Below are 21014 nucleotides of genomic sequence, written 5' to 3' on the forward strand. Positions count from 1 at the left end.
TAACCAAGCAACGCGCACTGCGCAAAGTGAATGAAAACTTTATGATTACCTTCTCTGATATTCAGTTACTGCGTGGCGGTAAACCTCTTTTAGATCAAGCTTCAGCGACTATCCATCCTGGCGATAAAGTCGGCCTTGTGGGCAAAAACGGCTGCGGTAAATCAACGCTATTTGCATTGCTGAAAGATGAACTGTCGATTGATGCAGGCTCATTTAGCCAACCTCAACATTGGGAGTTGGCCTGGGTCGCACAGGAAACGCCTGCGCTAGAGCGCACTGCACTGGAATACGTCATTGATGGTGATCGCGAGTACCGAGCGCTCGAAAAGCAGTTGGCTGAAGCGGAAGCACAAGACAACGGCACCTTGGTTGCCGAGATCCACGGTAAAATTGAAACCATCGGCGGTTATAGCATTCGCGCTCGCGCGGCAGAATTGCTCGACGGTTTAGGTTTCAGCCAAGAGCAAATGAGTTGGAGTTTGACTCAATTCTCAGGTGGTTGGCGTATGCGCCTTAACTTAGCCCAGGCGCTATTGTGCCGTTCTGACTTATTGCTACTCGATGAGCCAACCAACCACTTGGACTTAGACGCAGTGATGTGGCTTGAACGTTGGCTACAAAACTACCCAGGCACACTGATCCTGATCTCGCACGACCGTGATTTCCTTGACCCCATTGTTGGCCGTATTATTCACATCGAAAACCAACAATTGAACGAATACACGGGTAACTATTCGTCGTTCGAAAACCAACGAGCGCAAAAAATGATGCTGCAGCAAGCGATGTTCGAGAAGCAACAGAAACAGATGTCGCACATGCAAAGCTACATCGACCGTTTCCGTTATAAAGCCTCTAAAGCACGCCAGGCTCAAAGCCGTATTAAAGCTTTGGAGCGCATGGAGAAAGTGTTACCCGCTCAATTCGATAACCCATTTAGCTTCCAATTCCGTGAGCCCGCGGCGCTGCCAAACCCAATCATGATGATGGATGAAGTATCGGCAGGCTACGGTGACAACCTGATCTTAGAGAAGATCCGCTTGAACTTGGTTCCTGGCAGTCGCATTGGTCTACTCGGCCGTAATGGCGCGGGTAAATCGACCTTGATCAAATTACTCTCTGGTGAGCTTAACGCGCAAGGTGGCGATCTGACTTACTCACAAGGCGTAAAAATAGGTTACTTTGCCCAGCATCAATTAGAAACGTTGCACCCAGAGGAAACGCCGCTGCAACACATGATGCAGATCGCGCCGGATCAAACCGAACAACAGCTACGTGATTACCTAGGCAGCTTTGGCTTCCAAGGAGACAAAGCACTGGAGAGCGTCGCGCCGTTTTCGGGTGGTGAAAAAGCCCGTTTAGTACTGGCCTTAATTGTGTGGCAAAAGCCAAACCTGTTGCTACTTGATGAACCAACCAACCACTTGGATTTGGACATGCGTCAGGCATTGACGATGGCACTGCAAACGTTCGAAGGTGCAATGGTGATTGTTTCGCACGACCGTTACCTATTGCGTGCTACAACCGATGACTTGTACTTGGTGCACGATCGTCAAGTTGCGCCGTTCGATGGTGACTTAAACGACTACTACAAGTGGTTAACCGAGCAACAAAGAGCGGAACGCAAAGAGGCACAAGCCGCACAGCCAGCCAAAGATAGCGCCAACAGCGCTGCAGCGAAAAAAGAGCAGAAACGTCGCGATGCAGAATTTCGTAAGCAGACGGCGCCAATTCGCAAAACGCTGACACAATTAGAAAATAAAATGGATAAGTTAGGTGCTGCACTGGCCGAAGCTGAAGAACAATTGGCAGATAACTCACTGTATGAAGCCGAAAATAAAGCTAAACTTAACCAAGTGCTGGCTCTTCAAGCTTCTAGTAAGGCAGAGCTCGAAGAAATTGAAATGGAATGGATGTCTGCTCAGGAAGAACTGGAGCAGATGGAGCTAGAGTTTAATCAATGAGTAATCAACACGCTGAATACACACTCACCCTAGAACACCTTTGGCAGTTCAGTCTGGAGTTTTATGGTGTGCGAGAAGTGAAAGAAGCGTGTTTATCATTGCAGAACAATTATCACGGCAACGTGAACCTACTCCTGCTGCTCAGATGGCTCGATGAGCAGCAACTCATTTTCCAAGAAAAAGACTGGCCTCTGGTACAAAGCTGTCTGGGCCGAAGCGAAACCTTACTGCACTCTTTTCGCGACTTACGTCGCCATCTTAAGTCTCAAGTCAATGACGCTTTATATCGTGAAACCTTGCAGTTTGAGCTGCAACTAGAAAAGCAGCAACAAGCGGATTTGGTGAACTGCATTAACTCGCTCACGCTGGTCAAAAATGATGGCGCCCCACTCACGCTGAGATACTGTCGTCAACTTGGTGGTGAGCATTTGCAACAGGCCTTTGCTATTCCGGTGCCAAACATTCACCCACCAAAACGCCCATAAATCTGTAGAATACCTATAATCTTTATAAAGGATTATATTAATAAGTTCTTCAACTGACACCGAAGAACCGCATAAGAGCAGTTAGGTATGACACAATTTTTCGCAGCCGCCGGGATCAAAAACCCGCATCTTCAAACGCTTTTACCGCGTTTTATTCGCAAAAAAGCGTTGTTTACGCCGATTTGGCAAACCCTCGATACATCCGATGGCGACTTTCTCGATCTCGCATGGAGCGAGGACCCAACCCAAGAACCTGCGCAAAAAAAGCCGATTTTTGTTTTATTTCATGGACTAGAAGGCTGCTTCTATAGCCCTTACGCCAATGGCCTAATGAATGCATTTGCTCAATCCGGATGGCTGTCGGTGATGATGCATTTCCGCGGTTGTAGCGGTAAGCCAAACAAGAAAGCTCGCGCCTATCATTCTGGTGAAGTGACTGACGCCCGCCACTTCTTAGAGCACCTTGAGCAACGCTTTCCTGATAACCCCAAAGTTGCGGTTGGTATTTCTCTTGGCGGTAACATGTTGGCGAATTATTTAGCCCAATACAAAGACCACCCCATTTTGAATGCGGCGACCATTATCTCAGCGCCTTTAGACCTAGCAGCGTGTGCGAACCGTATTGAACAAGGCTTTTCGAAAGTGTATCGCCGTTACCTGCTCTCTTCGCTCAAACGCAACGCGTTGCAAAAACATCACTTGTTGCATGGCGAGCTCGCTTTGTCCTACAACTCAATAAAACGTGTCACACGATTGTATGAATTCGATGATTTGATCACGGCACCACTGCACGGTTTTAAAGACGCACAAGATTATTACGATCAATGTTCTGGCTTAAGTAAATTACAACAGATCACGCTACCGACACTGATCATTCACGCCAAAGACGATCCATTCATGACCGACGATGTGATCCCGAAATTTGTTCTGCCAGATAATATTGATTACCGTCTCTTTGAGCACGGTGGGCATGTTGGTTTCCTTACAGGTTCAGCGCTCAAGCCGAAATTTTGGTTGGAAGAAGCGCTGCCAGCGTATTACGAAAGTATTGCCGCAGATTACCTTTCTGCTGTATCCAAGCAGCGAAAGCAGTAAACTAGCCGCTCATCATAAAAGTTCGAGGTATTTATGATCATTCCATGGCAAGACATTGCGCCAGAAACATTGGAAAACTTAATTCGTGAGTTCGTCTTACGCGAAGGCACGGATTACGGAACCGTCGAGGTTTCTTTGCAAGACAAAGTGGATCAAGTAAAAACTCAATTAGAAAAAGGCGAAGCGGTTATCGTGTTCTCTGAACTGCACGAAACCGTCGATATTCAGGTAAAAACAAAATTTTAGACCCTTCACATTTTACCGAACCCCACTCAATGACAAGGCATTGTTACGTGCTATAGTGGGTTATCGACCGTGCAGTAGCAGCCTACTGCACATTACAGGTAAGTAATTTTCGACAAGGTTTGTCATGTCAGCTAAACACCCAATTATTGCGGTTACTGGTTCATCCGGTGCCGGCACGACCACTACATCTGAAGCCTTCCGTAAGATGTTCAATATGATGAACGTTAAACCCGCATGGGTTGAAGGCGACAGCTTCCATCGCTTTACTCGCCCTGAAATGGATATAGAAATCCGTAAAGCGCGCGAGCAAGGTCGACACATTAGCTACTTTGGCCCTCAAGCTAATGACTTTCCAGGATTGGAAGAGTTTTTCCGTAAATATGGTCACGATGGCGCAGGCAGCGTACGTCGCTACCTACACACCTTTGACGAGGCCGTACCTTATAATCAAATGCCTGGTACCTTCACACCATGGCAGGACTTACCGGAGAACAGTGACGTTCTCTTCTATGAAGGCTTGCACGGCGGTGTTGTGGATGGCGATGTTAATGTTGCGCAGCATGTGGATTTCTTGATTGGTATGGTACCAATCGTAAACTTAGAGTGGATCCAAAAGTTTGTGCGTGATACTCGTGACCGCGGTCATTCACGAGAAGCAGTAATGGATTCTATCGTGCGCTCGATGGACGATTATCTTAACTACATCACTCCGCAATTTTCTCGCACTCATATTAACTTTCAGCGCGTCCCAACGGTCGATACCTCCAACCCACTTAACGCGAAAGGTATCCCAAGTCTAGATGAGAGCTTTGTCGTGATTCGCTTGCGTGGGATAAAGAAAGTCGACTTCCCATATCTCCTGGCTATGATTGATGGCTCATTCATGTCACGCCACAACACGATTGTCGTGCCAGGCGGTAAGATGAGCTTTGCAATGGAGCTCATAGTTCGGCCTATCCTACAACAGCTCATCGAAACAGGGAAAATTGGCTAAAAACCTGCCTGCGAAGATGTTTACTTTTCATACCGTGATCATGTGCACAGTTTTGCTTACAAAATCTCAATCATGGCACGATTAAAATCAAGAAATCGTTTTCGAAAAAGGATACTATTTCTTACCGAAACACAAGAGAGCTTGCAGCATATAAAAAGTGCTCTTATTCTAGTAGGCCTAATTCAGGCTTAGCTAAAATATGGATAGCGCAAGCGTACCCTGCAGAGGAAGTGAGATATTATGGTTCTAGGTAAACCTCAAACCGACCCAACATTAGAGTGGTTTCTTTCACACTGTCATATTCATAAGTACCCTTCAAAGAGCACGCTAATTCACGCGGGCGAAAAGGCAGAAACTTTGTACTACATCGTTAAAGGTTCTGTTGCGGTTCTTATCAAAGACGAAGAAGGTAAGGAGATGATCCTTTCTTACCTAAACCAAGGAGACTTTATTGGTGAACTTGGTCTATTCGAGGAAGACCAAGAGCGCACAGCTTGGGTTCGTGCTAAATCTCCTTGTGAAGTTGCTGAAATTTCTTTCAAGAAATTCCGTCAGCTTATCCAAGTAAACCCAGACATCCTAATGCGCCTTTCTGCGCAGATGGCTCGTCGTCTTCAAGTAACTAGCCAAAAAGTGGGTGACCTGGCGTTCCTAGACGTAACTGGTCGTATCGCTCAGACGCTTCTGAACCTTGCAAAACAACCAGACGCAATGACTCACCCAGACGGCATGCAAATCAAGATCACTCGTCAAGAAATCGGTCAAATCGTTGGCTGTTCTCGTGAGACAGTAGGTCGTATCTTGAAAATGTTAGAAGAGCAGAACTTAATCTCTGCGCACGGTAAAACTATCGTGGTTTACGGTACTCGTTAATCTCAAACCAGAGTGACGCGAACAAAATTATAAAAGCCACCAATGGCGACATTGGTGGCTTTTTATTTGTCTTGTAACCACATTAAGCTCAGAGCAACAAAAGACTAATGAGCAAGTTGGTTAGCCGAAAGGTTAACCCTAAAAGTTAGCCATTCGTACTTTCAAAGATTTTGTCCGCTGAAGCCGCCACAAAACCTGGGTACAGCTCACCGTTTTCCATCGGGTAGCGCTTAGCAAACTCGTAAAAGCCACCAGGGATAATTTCAGTGCCTTCGCTAAAGCGAACCGCCACTTTATCCGCCATGGTCGATGATTGTTCTAGCAGCACCTCAGGAGTGCCCTTCACTTCCCCGCCGTTTTCATTAATGGTAAATCCGGCCGTACGTAAGTGATCGTTTACTTGCTTCACTTCTTCGTATTCATTGAGCTGGTTAACGCTCACCGTGAAGTGGTTTGCGCCGTAACCATGCGCAGCCAACCAAGATGCATACTCACTTTCTTTAGCCAACGTTTGGTAGTCAGCAAAGCTTAAATCCCACAAGCGTCCATCATGTAAGAATGCGCTATCGTTCAGCTTGCCTGCATCGACTTGTGCCACCAGCTTTTTCACAATCTCTTGCAGCTCAGGTGAACACTCCTCAACTTTTAGCTCACTAATAAAGACTTTAGGTTGCTTCGGATCAGGGTGCTCATAGTGTTTAGCAACCAGCTTTTTACTTTCGAAAACGTAGTCACCACATGCCTGATAGCCAATGGCTACAAATGGTTTAGCTAAGGTTTCGATACCAAGAGGCGCAATATTGAAGGTACGTAAAGCTATATGATCATTAATCAGAGGCTCATCTTCTTGAAGCAGCTGATGTACTTTCGCAGCAGAAGGGCAAAGACGTTGAATGTAATCTTGCCATAGCGATTCAAATAACACATCGGGCGTCATAACGACTCCTTGTTACGAGATGTAGAGTTAAAAGGTAAGCGGAAGTTGACTGCTCGTTCACAACGAAAAGTTGTCCAGAATAATGAACGAGCAGCCATCAACCTGTGACGGTAAATGCCAGTCAGTCAACACGCTTTTCCGAGTCTTTGCTCACTTTCCGTGTTCTGCCAACGATCACTACAACCCATACCTAAATGATTCGCCGGCAAGGTGAGCCGCAATACATGGTTGCGACTCTGTTATTAAAACTTATAGCGCCACACCTGGGCTTAATGTTGCAGGCAAGATAGTCTCTTGACCTTCCATTGATGCCATCGGGTACGCACAGTAGTCTGCTGCGTAATAAGCGCTTGGACGTAGGTTACCTGACGCACCAGGACCACCAAATGGCGCATCACCGCTTGCACCAGTGAGCTGGCGGTTACGGTTCACGATCCCTGCACGAATATGGTCAACGAAGTATTCCCATTCTTGGTCGTCAGTTGAAACTAAACCAGCAGAGAGACCAAAGCGCGTGTCGTTCGCCAGTTCTACGGCTTTTTCTAGCCCTTCGTAACGCACCACTTGCAGAAGTGGACCGAAGTACTCTTCATCTGGTAGCTCAGCAATGTTCGTTACATCAATAATGCCCGGAGAAACAAACGCCGCCTCTCCTGCTTTAGCTTCAATCAAGCTTTCACCACCAAGTGATTGAAGGTTCGCTTGTGCATCGAGAATGAACTTGGCTGCGGCAACGGAGATTTGCGGCCCCATAAATGGCGCAGGCTCTGCAAATGGTTGGTCTACGCGAATATTCTTCGTCGCTTCAACCAGTTTCGTGATGAGCGCATCACCTTTCTCACCCAATGGCACGTACAAACGACGAGCACACGTACAACGTTGACCAGCACTGATAAACGCTGACTGGATGATGGTGTACACCGTGGCATCCAAATCACCGTATTTATTAGAGATCACCATCGGGTTATTACCACCCATTTCTAGTGCTAACATCTTGCCTGGTTGACCCGCAAATTGACGGTGCAATACATGCCCTGTGTTCGCGCTGCCCGTGAACAGTACGCCATCAATGCCTTTTGCGTCAGCAAGCGCAATACCGGTTTCTTTCGCACCTTGGACAAGGTTGATCACTCCTTTCGGCAGACCTGCTTCTTCCCAAAGTTTCATAGCTAGCTCGCCAGTCCAAGGCGTTTGCTCGGATGGCTTGAACACAACGGTGTTACCCGCTAGTAACGCAGGCACAATGTGACCATTTGGTAGGTGACCAGGGAAGTTATATGGGCCAAATACCGCCATCACGCCCAGTGGGCGATGACGTAACACAATTTGGTTGCCCGCCGCTTCACGGCTCGCTTCACCAGTGCGGTCATGGTAAGCACGAATAGAGATTGCAATTTTACCTGCCATTGCCGCTGCTTCAGTGCGCGTTTCCCAAATTGGCTTACCAGTTTCTTTGGCAATGACTTCAGCGATTTTCTCGCTGTTCTCTTTTACTTTCTCAGCAAAAGCCAACACGATCGCTTCACGCTCTGCAAATGGGCGTTTTTTCCAGTCAATAAACGCTTCACGCGCTGCAGATACCGCTTGATTCACCTGCTCTGCCGTTGCACCGTTGCCTTGCCAGATCACTTCTTGGTTGTAAGGTGACAGAGACGTAAATGCTTCACCCTGACCTTGTACCCATTCACCTGCAATCCAATGTGTCATTGTTTCTATCCTTAAATTCTGTCGTCTGTTACTGCGGAAGAAGGCGAACAAAATCCCCTTCCTCAACCAAAAGTGCATCCGCAACGTCTGGTGCGATCATGACGCTTTGTGTTTCAGGGTCATACGCCGCTTTGGTGACTGCTGCGCGGAAGTTTTCGAACGATGAGTTGCACATCAAGAAGTCTTGCGTACTGCTATGTTGTGCAATTTTCACTTGCGCACGGAACGAGTGACGTACCGATTCAATATTGCGTAAGTCACATTCAACGGTTGGACCCGCATCGAAAATATCCACGTAGCCACGGTTAGTGAAGCCTTCACGCTCAAGCAGCTTTAATGCTGGGCGAGTATTGTCATGCACTTGACCAATCACGGCTTGCGCTTCTGGACTCAACAGGTTGATGTAAATAGGCAGCTTCGGCATTAAGTCAGCAATAAAGCCTTTCTTGCCGATACCTGTGAGGTAATCCGCAAGCGTGAAATCGATGGAGAAGAAATGCTCTTGTAACCATTGCCAGAACGGCGAGTTGCCTTCGTCGTCTGAAACACCACGCATCTCCGCAAAGATCGTTTCAGAGAAACGCTCTGGGTGCTCAGCCATCATGAGGAAACGACACTTCGACATTAGACGACCATTCAGACCTTGGCGGAATTTCTCACGCAAGAACAAGGTACAAATTTCGCTGTTACCCGTGTAGTTATTACCAAAAGTAAGCAGTTTGACGACATTATTGACGCCAAGCTTTGGTGACGAGTGCACCACTTTACTAATGTGATACGAGTAAAATGGGACATCCCAGCCGATAGATGCTTCGATTCCGGTGGTACCCGCAACCTCACCCGTTTCAGAGTCAAAGCCGACCATCAGGTAGCCTTCATCACCTGGTTCTGCCACATCTGGCTTACCAAAGCTGTACTCTGAGTGTTTGATTCGATTGGTTAACAGTTCTTCGTTAACCGGTAGAGATGTAAATCCGTGACCAGACTCCACCGCACAAGTGTGCAGCGCGTCATAATCCGACATCGCGATAGGGCGAACTACTAGCATCAATACTCCCTCCAGATGCAAGAAGATCCTAACTATATTGTAGGAACAATTCCCCCATCAGAGATCCTTGACGGGGGTGTCTGCGTTGACGTTGAAACTGATATCGCGCTTAAACTAAAGTCGCGATCGCTTTATCCAGTTTCGCCAAGCCTTCTTCAATTTCTTGTTGTGTGATAACGAGTGATGGTGTGAAACGTACGACATTGGCACCCGCAACCAATACCATTAGACCTTGTTTGCCTGCAGCGACGAGAACATCACGTGCGCGGCCTTGCCATTCTTCATTCAGTGCAGCGCCAAGCAATAGGCCTTGACCACGAACTTCTGAGAAGATGTTGTACTTCGCGTTGATCTTCTCTAGACCTTCGCGGAACATCGCTTCGCGTTCTAGCACACCAGCCAACACTTCAGGCTTAGTAACTTCGTTCACAACTGCTTCTGCTACAGCACACGCGAGTGGGTTACCGCCGTAAGTTGAACCGTGCGTACCGACTTTCATGTGCTCTGCTAATTTTGCAGTAGTAAGCATTGCACCGATTGGGAAACCGCCACCAAGTGATTTCGCGGTGCTTAGAATATCAGGTGTAATACCTAAACCTTGGTAAGCGTAGAAGTTACCTGTACGACCATTACCGGTTTGCACTTCATCGAAGATCAGTAGCGCGTTGTGTTTGTCACACAGCTCACGTACTGCTTGAGCAAACTCAGGCGTTGGTGGCACGATACCGCCTTCACCTTGTAGCGGCTCCATCATCACCGCACATGTGCGATCAGACATGTGTGCCTGTAGTGCTTCGATATCATTGTAAGGTAAGTGGGTAACGTCACCAGGCTTAGGACCAAAACCGTCAGAGTAAGCCGCTTGACCACCAACCGTTACGGTAAAGAACGTACGACCGTGGAAACCTTGTTTGAATGCGATGATTTCTGATTTCTCAGCACCATGTACGTCAGCAGCGTAACGACGTGCCAGCTTAAGTGCCGCTTCGTTCGCTTCTGCGCCAGAGTTAGCAAAGAATACGCGCTCAGCAAAGCTCACTTCTGTTAGCTTTTTCGCCAGACGAAGTGCTGGTTCGTTCGTCATCACGTTACTTAAGTGCCAAAGCTTGTTAGCTTGCTCTGTTAATGCGTTTACCATTACTGGATGACAATGGCCAAGACAGCTCACTGCAATACCACCAGCAAAGTCGATATATTCATTACCTTCCTGATCCCAAACACGTGAACCTTCACCTTTAACAGGGATCATTTCCATCGGGTTATAGCAAGGTACCATTACCTCATCGAATAAACCGCGCTCTACTTTAATTTCCGTTGTCATTGCACATTCCTTCTTGATACCGCATGCGTAGCAGATAAGCGAATTTAACCGGCGCTCTTTGCCAGCAAATAATGTTTTGCATTTAAGCTATTGCGGCATTGTATTTACATTTAATTAACCATTTCAATAGTGATTTATTCTTTTCGTTCTCGAAAGCAACTTCCATTAATCACTGCTTATGACTATTTATGCATCAAGAAAGTAAAATAGAGAAGCGATTTTTTATAAATGTTATGTAATACAGGGGATAGAAGGTTTAAAAAGACATGAATAGACAAAGAGGCCAGAATGAACCGCATAGTTTTGCAATCCACTCACCTCGGCAAAAAGATGAATGATTTGTTAAGAAAAGTGATCGCGATCAGATCGCCTTACGTGCTAAAAAGTTCGCAAGCAACTCGTGACCTTGCTCTGTTTTGATCGATTCTGGGTGAAACTGCACTGCGTCAATTGGCAGGGTTTTATGTTGGTAACCCATGATTTCGTCCATACTTCCATCCGGCAGCTCAGTCCATGCGGTCAGTTCAAACACATCGGGTAACGTACCGTTTTTCACCACGAGAGAGTGATAACGGGTTACCGTGAGTGGGTTATTCAGATTTTTAAACACACTACGACCATTGTGACGAATAGGTGACGTTTTCCCATGCATTACTTGTCGAGCGCGCACGACTTCCCCACCAAAAACTTGCGCTATCGCTTGATGACCAAGGCAAACACCCAATATTGGAAGCTTACCAGCGAAGTATTCGATAGCTTGTAGAGAGATACCTGCCTCGTTTGGCGTACACGGTCCAGGTGAGATCACCAAGTGAGTTGGGTTCAACGCTTCAATCCCTTGAATGTCGATTTCATCGTTACGCACGACTTTTACACTAGCGCCAAGCTCGCAAAAGTATTGGTAGAGGTTGTAAGTGAAAGAATCGTAGTTATCGATGATCAACAACATAGAGTGTCAGCTGCTCCAATCCGTTTAGGCAAGACTTAAGAGATGATTGTCTGGTTTGCGACAATTAAGGGCGGTATTTTGCAACACCAAACTAGAAAGGCAAGTCTTTGTGCAATAAAAAGGCCAGCATCGGCTGGCCTTTGGTCTTTACAGCTGTATTTTAGGAGATAAAGGCTTAGTTGCGGCGACGTACTAAGCCAAGTCCAAGCATCGCGAGTAGCGCGCCAAAACCAAACGAACCACCATCTGAGTCCTTCGAACCTTCTGCACCCGTTTCAGTTTGCGTCATTGAGACATCACGAACAGAGCTAAACTTAACGACGTTGCCTGTCGAGTCTGTCACTTTCTCTTCTAACTGGTAATTACCTTGTTCTGGCGCTTGTTCAAACTCAATATTCACTCTGCGTGCGTCAATGTCAGTTTGAGTCAAGGTTTGGCTAGCCGAGTAAACTTTTGCATCACTGCTTGTCGCGGCCGCTTGTGTGGATGCTGTTAAGTTCACTGTCACAATATCGCCCGCAACCGCAGTTGGTGGTAGACGTACATCAATAGCTAAGTTTTCACCCGTTTTCGGTAAATCGATATCATCATCTGGCAAATCAATAGCAATAATCACTGGATCATGATCAGACGCTGAGAACGCATCTTTGTACTTCGGCATGTCACCCGTGTATTTGCTGCTGTATTCAAACAAGTTACTTTCTAGGGAGTTGATGTGCCAATCTTCAATCGCCACCACTTTTTGCGCTAAACTGCTGCTTGCCAATGCATGGTCCAAGTTCCCCAATTCACCTGAATAGGTGTACGAGAACGTATCAGCGCCATGCAGCAAGGTGTTTAAATTGTGCAGACCGTAGCCTTTTTCAATCTTGGTTTTCTCTACTTGAAGCTCACCGCCACCAATGGTTGTGTAAGCGGCAGTGTAGATATCACGGCCGTATTTCTCTTGTGAGTAATCAGTGAGGGTAAGTAACGGATCTTCTTTGCCGTAAGCGTTCAAATCGCCCATAACGAGCACATCGCCATCAATATCTTTCAGCGCTTCACCAACGACTTTCGCAGCAGAAACACGGAAGTTGTTGCAGTTACCTTGCAGATCCGCGGGTTCTGAGTCTTCTACACCAGCAATCCACTCTTCAATACATTCAGAACCTTTCGATTTAAAGTGGTTCACGACCACTGAAAGATCTTCGCCAGTCTCTTTCACTGTAAAGGTCTGTAATAAGCTATGGCGTTGATATTTGTCGTATGCCGGGTTACTTTCAGTGCCCTCTTTACGAGTAATGGTGTTCTCTGCAATGTGTTGCTCCGGCGTCACAATGACTTTTGCTGCTTCTTTTGGTGTTACTGCGTTAGCACGATATAAGATCGCAACCATGATCGCATCACTGCCAAAGTATTCCTCTTGGTATTTGTCTTGCTCTTCGATTTCGACATACGTGTAATGATCTTCCACGTCATCAATCTCAGCGTTTAAAGCATCAACCAAGTTTTGGATAGCACTACCATCACCAAAGCCGTTGTTTTCTACTTCCATCAAGCCAATGATGTCCGCGTCCATCTTATTCATTGCTGAAACGATTTTCGCTTGCTGGATCAAGAACTCATCAAGGTTTGTCGCGCCACGATTTTGCCCGGTTGGGTTGTCGTGACCGCTGTCAGCAACCGAAGTGAAGTAGTTAAGAACGTTAAAGCTCGCTACTCGTAAATCAGAATCGGCTATGGCTGGCGCCGCTTTACGCGCAACGTCAAAGTCATCACCTGACGTGACAAAGTTTCTGCTATCGACTTCATTGGTCGCAATTAGGCGGTACTCGTTGTAGCTGTAATTCACTACACCTTGCAGGCCTTCGACGCGAGAGCCTAGGCGAATGTGCTGCTCTGAAGAGCCATTTTGATCTAGGTCTTGTGCAAACGTTGGGAAATATGGGATTTGACCATTTGGCGCTTTGCTATCCGATTCCAAGTAAATACGGTTGGCCGCATTCTCTTTGGCAAGGGCAACCGCAGCGTCACTCTCTGCTGCATGCAATTGAGTCGGCTTAAACAACGGTGCTTCATGAGACAACATCATGTTGTTGCGTCGAGAGTCATAATCGTAAGAAAAGTTACGAGTAACGAAAAGTTCGCTAGCCGAGCTGAGCTCAACTTGCATACCTTCATGACGCTCTAGTGCATCACGTAGTGTTTCTCCTTCCTTAATCGTTAACGGAGTAACCAAAGAGGCGTTTGATGTGCCTGTTTTTACATAACTGTTTGCATCAGAAGAAAGCTGAGTGTTGCTGTAGTACTCTTGTACTTTCCCTTTCACACAAACAACATCACCAGCTTTCAGCTCTGTATCGGCAACATCAGTGTGAATAAACAAACCTTCAGATGTCTTGTCGTTGCCATCATTCTCAAGTGCTTGCAGGTAGAAGCCTTTAGTTAAGCCTGTTGTTACAGCACTGACCACACCAGTTACGAAGTGATCTTCGGTCGTGATGTAAGGGTAGCCATCAATAAATGGAGAAGAAGCACCTTCACCTTGAATCTCTTGGATGGTGGTAAAGGCTGGTTCTTGTCCATCTACTTCACAAGCAAATGGCGCAGGTGGCTCAGTTGTATTTAATTCCCCTAAACCATCAATATTATCTTTAGGTAAGGCTGTCCACTGAGTGGATTGGTAGGTAGTTGAAGGTGTAAGCGCATCACTGTTACGAACTAACGTGGTGTCTTTAGCGAAATCCACGTCCCCCATCACACCTAATATATCGTGCACTTCCCCATCTTTAAGAAGTGCCAACGGATCGTCGCCGTTAAAGTTCGCTACATTTTTATCAGTGTAATCCGCAACCGCCTTTATTGCTTCGCTCGCATCGCCATGAGCAAGCACATACACTTGCTTCGCTTGTAACGTTACGTCACTAAGATCAAGAGTGCTGCCCCACGAGCCGCCACCATTCGAAGATTTTGCTAATTCATAGCCTGTGAGTGTCACCGCCGTATCACCTGTATTGGCGATCTCGACCGCTTTATTATAAGCGCCGCCTTCCACATACTGGGAAATAATAATCTCTGCGTTCGCGTTTGCGCTAAGTGCACTGGCGATGGTTAGTGCGAGTATTGAGGGTTTGATTAACGTGTCCATTGTCATACCTGATATTTATGTAAATGCAAACTTAGCTCTGATCAGAGCCTACCATTTGCGTCTACTATCAGGTTTATTTATGAAATAAATAAGAATGAGCAATTAAAGCCGTGAAATGAATCACATGTGAATGTAAGAAAATATGCCAGAACATCCCATTCAAACATTTTTTGTAATAAATACAGAACGCTATTGATAAACAAATCAAAATTTAGATTAATTACTCAGTTTATTTTTTCACTTCATGTTAAGGAGTAGAAAATACATCGCTCGTGAAGTGGCTTATTAACCAAGCTCACTTTGTTATAAATGAAAATATAATTAATCACTAATTTAGAAAGCTGTGATTTTCATTTTTATAGCCATGTCTAAACTTAAGTCACCTATTATTCGCTTGGCTTTTTCTTACACATGACCCTTATACTTCAAAATTTTCATCATTTGCTCAATAACTTCTCCTTATTCACTAGCCAAATTCATACACAAAAGATATAACACCTGCGCGAGACATTAAGATCTCATTAGCAGTAAACCCAGGAACGATAAATGAAAAAAATTCAACGCAGTGTGCTAGCTCTCTTCTTACTTGGCTTGATAACGGGATGTCAATTGACCGCCAGTGAGCCACTTCAACCTACCGCGAATCAAAACATCATCGAATCAGCCAAAAATGAGCTGGATGGAATTGAAGAGTTAGAGGTCAGTGACGAGGGTGTTATTACTTTTACCCAGCGTCTAAGAACACCAGGAACCTACTGGATCCCAGCAAGAATTAAAGAACTTAGCTACGATATATCATGCGTGCAGCTCAGTTACTTCATTGATAGAGGCATGGTGGTGAAGTCCGCCTTTTTAGGTGCTCGAGGACGTGTTGAATATTACGATATGGAACGTTGCATGAAAGACACGCCATTCCAGTAAAAAGTATAAAAAAGCTCCACCAACGTGGAGCTTTTTGTAATCTATTCTTAGCGACTATGGGCGAGCGACAAAGCCTACCGCTTTGTATGCTTTCTTCAGCGTTTCAGCAGCGCGAGCCGAGGCTTTTTCAGCACCTTGCTGCATTACCTCATCCATGTAAGCACGATCAGCGCGAATACGATGGTATTCTGCTTGAATTGGCTCAAGCATTGCTACAACCGCCTCGCCAACATCTTTCTTAAATGGACCATACATTTCTACGCCTTTGTACTTGGCTTCGATCTCTTCAAAGCTCATTCCTGTCGCCGCAGAGTAAAGTCCCATTAGGTTCGCGATACCCGCTTTGTTCTCGATATCATGGCGAATGCTTGGTGGGGTTTCAGTGTCTGTTTGCGCCTTGTTGATCTTCTTGATGATCGACTTTGGCTCTTCAAGCAGAGTAATCACGTTCTTACGGTTATCATCTGACTTCGACATTTTCTTCGTCGCGTCTTGAAGACTCATCACACGTGCATTGACTGTTGGAATGTACGGCTCAGGAACGGTAAAAATCGGACTCTCTGGTGAGTAGATGTTGTTAAAACGCGTTGCGATATCACGTGCTAACTCAAGATGCTGTTTCTGGTCGCTACCAACTGGCACTTGGTGTGCGCCGTAAAGCAAAATATCTGCTGCCATCAACACAGGGTAATCAAACAGACCCACGTTTACGTCATTCGCGTAACGTGCCGATTTGTCTTTAAACTGAGTCATACGGCTCAGCTCACCCATTTGCGTGTAACAGTTAAGAAGCCAACCAAGTTGAGCATGCTCTGGTACGTGTGACTGAACAAATAGCGTGCTCTTCTTCGGATCAACACCAACTGCCAGACAAATTGCCAGTGCATCTAATGTCGCTTCATGCAGTGCTTTAGGATCCTGACGAACCGTAATCGCATGAAGGTCTACTACACAGTATTGGCAATCATAATCGTCTTGCATCTGCTGCCATTGACGTAGAGCACCCAAGTAGTTACCGATACTTAGTTCACCTGACGGTTGAACACCACTCAATACAATGGGTTTGCTCATTAGAATGATTCCTTTGACTTCTTAATCTAATTAAAATGAAAAACCGTGCGGCTTTTAGCGCACGGTTTACTCAGTGTACTCATTAACAAGTATTTTGGAAGATCTTTTGTTGCCGTTATGCAGAAACAGCGACGACTTCCAGTAATTCCGCGAGGCGGTTCGCCACTACGTCAGGGTTCGAAGCTGAAATGGGCTCGCCATGGTTATAACCGTAAGTTAAACCAAATGAAGCACAACCCGCATTTTTCGCCGCCAAGATATCGTTTTTCGAATCCCCAACCATCAGCATCTCTGCTGGTTTTACCTGGTGCTTTTCCATTAGCCAGTTCAGCGCCACCGGGTTTGGTTTTTTCTCTGGAAACGCGTCACCACCTAATACGTCTACGAAGTACTTGGCGATGTCATGCTGCTCTAGAATTTCTGGTACGAATTTCGAGGGCTTGTTCGTCACAATCGCCATCGTAAAACCAGCTTGGTGTAGCTCTTCAAGCGTCTCTTTTACTGTTGGGTAAAGGTGACTTAGCTTATGGCCGCTTTGCTTGTAGTATTCATCAAACAGCTCACGCGCTTTAGCACGCAGCTCATCACTCAAATCACTGCTGATGGTCATGCTTTGGCTTAATGCACGTCCAATCAATATATCAGCACCATTACCAACGTAATCACGCACCTGCTCTTCTGATACAGAAGGATAGCCTAACGCCTGAACTGCTTGATCGGCCGCTACGGCAAGATCTGGCACGCTATCAAGCAGTGTTCCATCCAGATCAAAAGCAATCAATTTAATATCTTGTTGGGTCATAAATTCCCTAGCTAAAATAACACAGGATGGTTCCCCATCCTGTGTGCTTAATCTTGATGTCACTCAGTGTCACACTCAGCGACGCTTAGTGTGCTCGCCTTATTTTTGGGCAGCCAAACGCTGACGAACCGCTTCAAACAAACAGATACCAGAAGCCACTGATACGTTCAAGCTTGATACACTGCCCGCCATAGGAATCTTAATTAAATCATCGCAGGTTTCGCGAGTCAGACGACGCATACCATCACCTTCAGCACCCATCACGATAGCAAGAGGACCAGTAAGCTTAGCTTGATAAATGTCGTGCGTAGCTTCACCAGCCGTACCCACAAACCAAATACCTTTTTCCTGTAGCGTACGCATTGTACGTGCAAGGTTGGTTACACGAATCAAAGGCACAACCTCTGCAGCGCCACATGCTACTTTACTTACCGTTGCATTCATTGGTGCAGAACGATCTTTCGGTACGATGATCGCCGCAGCGCCTGCCGCATCTGCGTTACGCAAACACGCACCAAGGTTGTGCGGGTCCGTCACACCATCCAGCACTAACAGTAGCGGTGATTCATGCTGCGCTAAGATGTCATCAATGTCGTTCTCGTTCAGTTGTTTTGCTGGTTTTACGCGAGCAATGATGCCTTGGTGATTTGCACCACGCGCTTTATCATCCAGAGTTTTACGCGTCATTTGTTGAATAGAGACACCACAAACCTGAAGATCATTTAGGATTGGCATTAGGCGATCATCTTGACGACCTTTTAAAACGTATGCCTCGATAAAACGCTCTGGTTCGCGCTCCAATACCGCTTTCACTGCGTGAATGCCGTAGATAAATTCGTTACTCATTGTTTAACCTGTTGTTCGGGTCGCATTGCCTGCGCCAGCCGAGTTTGAACTGAGCTGGCGCTTCAGCCTACTACGCTTCTTTTTTAGTGCGCTTGGTTTTCTTCGGCTTACTGTGTGGCTTTTTTTTACGTGCTTTTTTCACTTTAGGCTTCTTTTTGCCTTCGGCGTCATCACGTTTGGGGCCATTGCGCTTACTCACTGCGCCCGTTTCTTCTGGACGCTTAGTTGGCTCTATCGCAGGAACTGCGCGAGGCGCGCCACCTTCTTTCGATGAAGAGCGAGTCGCAGCGCGTTTTTTATCTTTCGCTTTGCGTTTTGCTTCCGCTGCGCGTTTCTTCGCAGTCTTACCTTCACCGCGTAGCTTACGACTTGTTTCGACCAATTCAAAGTCAATTTGCTTATCATCGAGGTTAACAGCCAGTACTTTTACTTTTACTGCATCACCTAAGCGATAGATGTTACCGAAACTTTCACCAATAAGTCGTTGACCAATCGGGTCAAATTGATAGTAGTCGTTCGCAAGGGTAGAAATATGCACCAAACCATCGATGTGCAAATCCGTTAAACGTACAAAGAAGCCAAAGCTAGTGACATTAGCAATCACGCCGTCTAGTTCGTCACCGACGTGGTCTTGCATGTATTCACACTTCAACCAATCCGCAACATCACGTGTGGCATCATCAGCACGGCGCTCTGTCATCGAACATTGTTCACCGTAAAAGTCCATATCATCGAACGAGTAATGGTAGCCACCCGTTGGTGTCCACCGGTCTTGATTACGACCTTCTTCTTTCGCAATCAGATACTTGATTGCACGGTGAAGTAACAGGTCAGGGTAACGACGAATTGGCGACGTAAAGTGCGCATAGCGTTTCAGTGCCAATCCAAAGTGCCCCGCGTTATCTGCGTTGTATACCGCTTGCTTCATTGAACGCAGCAGCATGGTTTGAATCAACTCTTGATCTTGACGCCCAGAGATTTGACGTGCGAGATCAGCATAGTCCGTTGGTGAAGGCTCTAGACCACCTTTTAGCTCAAGACCAAGTTCACTTAAGAAGTCACGGAAACCTTGCAGGCGTAATTCACCTGGAGATTCGTGGATACGATAGAGCGCAGGCTCTTTCGCTTTTTCTACCAGCGATGCCGAAGCAATGTTGGCTAAAATCATACATTCTTCGATGATCTTGTGCGCGTCATTACGAATCACTGGTTCAATGCTTTCGATTTTACGTTCCGCATTGAAGATAAATTTGGTTTCAACGGTTTCAAATTCGATTGCACCGCGTTGATCTCGTGCTTCTTTCAGCACTTTGTACATCTTGTGCAGCTCTTCTAGGTGAGAAACAAGCGGCCGGTAACGCTCACGTAGTTCCTCATCCCCTTCTAGAATCGCGCTCACTTTGCTATATGTGAGACGAGCGTGCGAGTTCATCACGGCTTCGTAGTGCTTGTAGCCCGATAGTTTACCCGTCTCTGAGATGGTCATTTCACACACCATACACAGACGATCAACTTGTGGATTAAGTGAACACAAACCATTTGATAGCACTTCCGGTAGCATTGGCACTACTTGCGATGGGAAGTACACCGAGTTACCACGGTTGATGGCTTCTTTATCCAGCGCAGAGTCAGGACGAACGTAGTAACTGACGTCAGCAATCGCTACCCATAAACGCCAACCACCTTCTTTGTTCTTCTCACAGTAAACAGCATCATCAAAGTCTCGTGCGTCTTCGCCGTCAATGGTCACAAGTGGTAACTCACGTAGATCCACACGACCAACTTTGGCTTCTTCTGGTACTTCTTCGCCCAAGTTTTCGATTTGTTTATCGACGGCCTCTGGCCACTCGTGAGGAATTTGGTGTGTACGAATCGCAATTTGCGTTTCCATACCTGGTGCCATATTTTCACCAAGTACTTCAACCACTTTCCCCATCATGCCACGTGAGCGTGAGCCACGATCAGTAATTTCAATCACGACCACGTTACCCATGCGTGCACCCGCTTTGTGCTCATTTGGGATCAGAATATCTTGGCTGATACGCGAGTCATCAGGGACAACATAGGAATAACCATATTCGAGGAAGAAACGACCGACGATTTGATCATTACGCTCCTCTAACACTCGAACCAAGCGCCCTTCACGACGACCGCGCTTGCTGTTGTCTGTAGGTTGCACTAAAACAAAGTCACCGTGGATGATGTTCTTCATTTGATGGTGCGGTAACAGAATATCATCATCCTTGCCGACGCTGCCTTCTGGACGCACCCAACCGTGGCCATCACGATGACCAATCACGTAACCTTTCACCATTTCAAGTTTTTCAGGCAATGCGTAGCACTGACGGCGGGTAAACACCAGTTGACCATCTCGCTCCATCGCACGTAGCCGACGACGCAACCCTTCGTATTGCTCTTCGCCCTCAAGCTTTAGTGCCTCAAACAAGTCGTTGCGATTCATTGGAACGCCCGCTTGCTCTAGAAACTCGATGATAAACTCTCGGCTTGGAATTGGATTTTCGTAATTTTTGGATTCACGATCTGCAAAAGGATCGTTTGGAATATTGTCTGACATAGGCACGCCTATCTAGCAAGGAAGGTATATGGCTAGTATATCTGAGTCTCTCG

The 21014-nt window shown here is 46.4% G+C and carries 17 protein-coding genes; 7 read left to right on the top strand and 10 right to left on the bottom strand.

Annotated elements, in window-relative coordinates; translation table 11 throughout:
* Positions 1 to 41 precede the first annotated feature (41 nt).
* From ACHFJ9_RS21595 to crp, 6 genes are all read left to right on the top strand, one after another.
* The gene (locus ACHFJ9_RS21595) at positions 42 to 1961 is read left to right on the top strand and encodes an ABC transporter ATP-binding protein (protein WP_395357483.1); all 1920 of its coding nucleotides are present in this window, start codon (positions 42 to 44) and stop codon (positions 1959 to 1961) included.
* Positions 1958 to 2446: a TIGR02444 family protein gene (locus tag ACHFJ9_RS21600; RefSeq protein WP_395356264.1), complete on the top strand. Its 489-nt coding sequence runs from the start codon at positions 1958 to 1960 to the stop codon at positions 2444 to 2446. The genes ACHFJ9_RS21595 and ACHFJ9_RS21600 overlap by 4 nt, the downstream gene beginning before the upstream one ends.
* Before the next feature lie 87 nt (positions 2447 to 2533).
* Entirely contained in the window at positions 2534 to 3541 is a 1008-nt protein-coding gene (locus ACHFJ9_RS21605; RefSeq protein ID WP_046874535.1) for a hydrolase, read from the top strand.
* 33 nt (positions 3542 to 3574) lie between these two features.
* Complete coding sequence (locus ACHFJ9_RS21610; protein ID WP_005397677.1) at positions 3575 to 3787, top strand: YheU family protein; 213 nt, start codon at positions 3575 to 3577, stop codon at positions 3785 to 3787.
* A gap of 124 nt (positions 3788 to 3911) precedes the next feature.
* Positions 3912 to 4781, top strand: coding sequence for a phosphoribulokinase (locus ACHFJ9_RS21615; RefSeq protein WP_005397679.1), 870 nt, complete (start codon positions 3912 to 3914; stop codon positions 4779 to 4781).
* Between the two features lie 240 nt (positions 4782 to 5021).
* Positions 5022 to 5654 (top strand): cAMP-activated global transcriptional regulator CRP, encoded by a 633-nt coding sequence (gene crp / locus ACHFJ9_RS21620; RefSeq protein ID WP_005381432.1) that lies wholly within the window; start codon positions 5022 to 5024, stop codon positions 5652 to 5654.
* A 145-nt stretch (positions 5655 to 5799) separates the two neighbouring features.
* Here the strand turns inward: crp and ACHFJ9_RS21625 are convergent, their stop codons facing one another.
* The 6 genes from ACHFJ9_RS21625 to ACHFJ9_RS21650 form a co-directional block, all read right to left on the bottom strand.
* A complete protein-coding gene (locus ACHFJ9_RS21625; protein WP_395198200.1) occupies positions 5800 to 6591 on the bottom strand; it encodes a DUF1338 domain-containing protein in 792 nt (263 codons plus the stop codon).
* 249 nt (positions 6592 to 6840) lie between these two features.
* Positions 6841 to 8298: a succinylglutamate-semialdehyde dehydrogenase gene (astD, locus tag ACHFJ9_RS21630; protein ID WP_395356269.1), complete on the bottom strand. Its 1458-nt coding sequence runs from the start codon at positions 8296 to 8298 to the stop codon at positions 6841 to 6843.
* Between the two features lie 28 nt (positions 8299 to 8326).
* On the bottom strand, positions 8327 to 9346 hold the full coding sequence (gene astA, locus ACHFJ9_RS21635; protein WP_085344615.1) for an arginine N-succinyltransferase: 1020 nt from the start codon (positions 9344 to 9346) through the stop codon (positions 8327 to 8329).
* Between the two features lie 109 nt (positions 9347 to 9455).
* Positions 9456 to 10667 carry an aspartate aminotransferase family protein gene (locus ACHFJ9_RS21640; protein WP_005397689.1) on the bottom strand — a complete coding sequence of 404 codons (1212 nt, stop codon included), beginning with the start codon at positions 10665 to 10667 and terminating at the stop codon, positions 9456 to 9458.
* A gap of 361 nt (positions 10668 to 11028) precedes the next feature.
* Entirely contained in the window at positions 11029 to 11616 is a 588-nt protein-coding gene (locus ACHFJ9_RS21645; protein ID WP_005397690.1) for an aminodeoxychorismate/anthranilate synthase component II, read from the bottom strand.
* Positions 11617 to 11791: 175 nt separating this feature from the next.
* On the bottom strand, positions 11792 to 14746 hold the full coding sequence (locus ACHFJ9_RS21650; protein ID WP_395356272.1) for an ExeM/NucH family extracellular endonuclease: 2955 nt from the start codon (positions 14744 to 14746) through the stop codon (positions 11792 to 11794).
* 546 nt (positions 14747 to 15292) lie between these two features.
* Here ACHFJ9_RS21650 and ACHFJ9_RS21655 point away from each other — a divergent pair.
* Complete coding sequence (locus ACHFJ9_RS21655) at positions 15293 to 15667, top strand: hypothetical protein (RefSeq protein ID WP_005395366.1); 375 nt, start codon at positions 15293 to 15295, stop codon at positions 15665 to 15667.
* Between the two features lie 54 nt (positions 15668 to 15721).
* Here ACHFJ9_RS21655 and trpS read toward each other — a convergent pair whose 3' ends face one another.
* From trpS to rnr, 4 genes are all read right to left on the bottom strand, one after another.
* Positions 15722 to 16738, bottom strand: coding sequence for a tryptophan--tRNA ligase (gene trpS, locus ACHFJ9_RS21660; RefSeq protein WP_053807770.1), 1017 nt, complete (start codon positions 16736 to 16738; stop codon positions 15722 to 15724).
* 115 nt (positions 16739 to 16853) lie between these two features.
* Positions 16854 to 17540: a phosphoglycolate phosphatase gene (locus tag ACHFJ9_RS21665; protein WP_005395368.1), complete on the bottom strand. Its 687-nt coding sequence runs from the start codon at positions 17538 to 17540 to the stop codon at positions 16854 to 16856.
* A 99-nt stretch (positions 17541 to 17639) separates the two neighbouring features.
* Complete coding sequence (gene rlmB / locus ACHFJ9_RS21670) at positions 17640 to 18386, bottom strand: 23S rRNA (guanosine(2251)-2'-O)-methyltransferase RlmB (RefSeq protein WP_005395369.1); 747 nt, start codon at positions 18384 to 18386, stop codon at positions 17640 to 17642.
* Between the two features lie 70 nt (positions 18387 to 18456).
* Positions 18457 to 20961 (bottom strand): ribonuclease R, encoded by a 2505-nt coding sequence (gene rnr, locus ACHFJ9_RS21675; RefSeq protein ID WP_395198197.1) that lies wholly within the window; start codon positions 20959 to 20961, stop codon positions 18457 to 18459.
* Positions 20962 to 21014 lie beyond the last annotated feature (53 nt).

It is taken from the genome of Vibrio sp. D3, assembly GCF_043995865.1.
GTDB classification, from domain to species: domain Bacteria; phylum Pseudomonadota; class Gammaproteobacteria; order Enterobacterales; family Vibrionaceae; genus Vibrio; species Vibrio diabolicus.